The sequence below is a fragment of the uncultured Aquincola sp. genome, from assembly GCF_964001545.1.
Classification (GTDB): Bacteria; Pseudomonadota; Gammaproteobacteria; order Burkholderiales; family Burkholderiaceae_C; genus Aquincola.
The window spans coordinates 1-2,681 of the sequence record NZ_CAXFDV010000293.1; the positions used below are offsets into that span (position 1 = coordinate 1).

At 67.2% G+C, this 2,681-nt stretch carries 4 protein-coding genes; all 4 read left to right on the top strand.

The genetic code is table 11. The annotated features are described in order from the left end of the window. The coding region (locus ABNT58_RS10285; RefSeq protein ID WP_348753389.1) for a cation:proton antiporter at positions 1–732 on the top strand (732 nt) is incomplete at its 5' end. Between the two features lie 76 nt (positions 733–808). After that, positions 809–1,945 (top strand): YbdK family carboxylate-amine ligase, encoded by a 1,137-nt coding sequence (locus ABNT58_RS10290; RefSeq protein WP_348753390.1) that lies wholly within the window; start codon positions 809–811, stop codon positions 1,943–1,945. A gap of 64 nt (positions 1,946–2,009) precedes the next feature. Then, the gene (locus ABNT58_RS10295) at positions 2,010–2,243 is read left to right on the top strand and encodes a type II toxin-antitoxin system CcdA family antitoxin (protein ID WP_348753391.1); all 234 of its coding nucleotides are present in this window, start codon (positions 2,010–2,012) and stop codon (positions 2,241–2,243) included. A 2-nt stretch (positions 2,244–2,245) separates the two neighbouring features. Continuing rightward, positions 2,246–2,545 carry a CcdB family protein gene (locus ABNT58_RS10300; RefSeq protein ID WP_348753392.1) on the top strand — a complete coding sequence of 100 codons (300 nt, stop codon included), beginning with the start codon at positions 2,246–2,248 and terminating at the stop codon, positions 2,543–2,545. Positions 2,546–2,681: the final 136 nt, after the last annotated feature.

The window sequence follows — 2,681 nt, forward strand, 5'->3', positions numbered from 1 at the left end:
CTGATGGCCTTGTCGGCGCTGAACACGCTGTATGCGGTGCTGGCGCTCAAGCTGCTGAGTGCCGGCCTGCTGCTCAGCGACCCCGGCACCTGGCTGAGTGCGCTGCCCGAGGTCATCGTCTCGTTCTTCGGCTCCTTTTTGCTGGGGGCGGCGCTGGGCTCGCTGCTGGCCCTCATTGCGTGGCGTCTCGACCTGCGCAACGAGAACTCGGTGGTGCTGGTGCTGGGCTGCGTGATGGTGGCGCTGGTGCTGGCCAAGACGCTGAAGCTCTCGCTGCTGCTGGTGCCACTGCTGGCCGGCCTGTGGCTGCGCAACCGCACCGACCGGCCCTGGGTGTGGCCGCGGCACTTCGGCACCGTGGGTGGCGTGCTGGTGCTGGTGCTGTTCGTGGCGGTGGGCTCGGGCTGGTCGCCATCGGCGCTGGCCACTGCCGGCCTGGTGGCGGCAGTGCTGGTGCTGGTGCGCTGGGTGGCCAAGTTCGCGGCGGTGTTCGCGCTGGCGCGGCCCAGCGGCCTGGCCTGGAAGCAGGCCGGCGCGCTGGGCGCTTCGCTGCTGCCGCTGTCGGCCACGGCCTGGGTGATGGCGCTGGACTTCGGCGTCGCCCACCCGGCCGTCGGCCCCGCGTTGATGCCCTTCGTGCTGGCCATGCTGGCCTTCATCGAGCTGCCATCGCCGCTGGTGGTGATGTACAGCCTGCGCGCGGTGGGCGAGATCGAGAAGGAGAGTCAATGAGCAACGCCGCACGGCCGCCCGAAGGCGGTGCTCCTCCCTCTCGGAGGGATCCCGCGCAGCGGGAGGGAGCTCCATCATGAGTCTCGAAGCCTTTGCCTCGTCCAAGGCCTTCACCATGGGGGTGGAGCTGGAGCTGCAGATCGTCAACCGCCATGACTACGACCTGACCAACGGCGCCACCGACCTGCTGCGCGTGATGGAGCGCCACCAGCTCGAGGCCGACGTGAAGCCCGAGATCACCAGCAGCATGATCGAGACGTCCACCGGCATCTGCGAGCGCCACCACGACGTGATCACGCAGCTGAGCGACGTGCGCGACGCGCTGGTGGACAGCGCCGGTCAGCTCAACCTGCGGTTGTGCGGTGGCGGCACCCATGCCTTCCAGGACTGGAGCCAGCGCCGCATCGTCGACACGCCGCGCTACCTGCAGGTCTCGCAGCTGTACGGCTACCTGAGCAAGCAGTTCACCGTGTTCGGCCAGCATGTGCACATCGGCTGCCCGTCGCCCGACGACGCGCTGTGGCTGCTGCATGCGCTCAGCCGCTATGTGCCGCACGTCATCGCGCTGTCGGCCTCGTCGCCCTACATCCAGGGCAGCGACACCGGCTATGAGTCGTCGCGGCTGAACACCGTGTCGGCCTTTCCGCTGTCGGGCCGGGCGCCCTTCATGCTGAAGTGGAGCGAGTTCGAGCACTTCTTCAGCAAGATGGAGCACACCGGCGTCGTCAAGTCGATGAAGGACTTCTACTGGGACATCCGGCCCAAGCCCGAGTTCGGCACGATCGAGGTGCGGGTGATGGACGTGCCGCTGACGGTGGAAAAGGCCGCCGCCATCGCGGTGTACCTGCAGTGCGTGGCCCGCTGGCTGCTGACCGAAAGGCCGTTCGAGCCGCTGGACGACGACTACCTGGTCTACAGCTACAACCGCTTCCAGGCCTGCCGCTTCGGGCTGGACGGCGAGGTGGTGGACCCGCGCACCGCCGAGCACAAGCCGCTGCGCCAGTTGATCGCGCAGACCCTGCAGCAGGTGGAGATGCACGCCATCGAGCTGCGCGCCGAAAAAGGCCTGCTGCTGCTGCGCGACCAGCTCACCCGCGACCAGCCCAGCGACGCCGGCTGGCTGCGCGCCACCCAGCAGCGCGAGCAGTACCTGCCCGAGGTGGTGCGCCAGCAGTGCCTGCGCTTTGAAGGGGTCAGGACGCCAGGGCGGTGAGGGCGGCAGAGGGTAGTCTGCATGCGCACAATGAGTACCTGCACGCCTCACTTCTTCCAAAGCCATGCCTCACGCCCGATCACACCAGCCGGCCAAGGTAAGCCTGCCGGCTGACCTGATCGACGAAGCGCGAAGCCTGGGCATCAACCTGTCTCAGGCCGCTGCATCGGGCATAGCCGCCGCCGTCAACCAACATCGCCAGGCGCGTTGGGTGGCTGAAAATCAGGAAGCGCTGCAAAGCTCCAACGCCTTCGTCGAACAGAACGGATTGCCGTTGGACCGTTATCGCCTCTTTTGAGCATGGCCAGGTTCCATGTGTATGCCAACTCAGACGATGCCGGGCTGCTGCTGGATGTGCAGGCCAACCTGCTGTCGGATCTGAATACTCGCGTCGTCGTGCCGCTGCTCCCGCTGGCCCAGGCACCCAAGCCAGCCAGGGTGCTCAATCCCGTGTTCAAGATCGACGGCGTGGAATACTTGATGGCCACTCAGTTCCTGGCTGCCGTGCCGCGCCGCGTGCTCGGCCCTGAGAAGGCTCGCCCCGTGGACCAAGCCGATGTCGTGGTCAGCGCTCTGGATTGCCTTTTCCAGGGCATCTGATCGCTGGCAGCTATATCCCCTGCGCCCGCCGCAGCGTCTTCATGCGGTCCACGCTGTGCAGCGTCACGCGCTGGGGCTCGCCTTCGCGCACGATGTCCAGCTGCACGTCGCGCTCGGGCAGGCCGCCCTGCCACAG

Coding starts and splice junctions, on each gene's coding strand:
- ABNT58_RS10290 (WP_348753390.1), top strand. CDS start 809: ATGAGTCTCGAAGCCTTTGCCTCGTCCAAGGCCTTCACCATGGGGGTG.
- ABNT58_RS10295 (WP_348753391.1), top strand. CDS start 2,010: ATGCCTCACGCCCGATCACACCAGCCGGCCAAGGTAAGCCTGCCGGCT.
- ABNT58_RS10300 (WP_348753392.1), top strand. CDS start 2,246: ATGGCCAGGTTCCATGTGTATGCCAACTCAGACGATGCCGGGCTGCTG.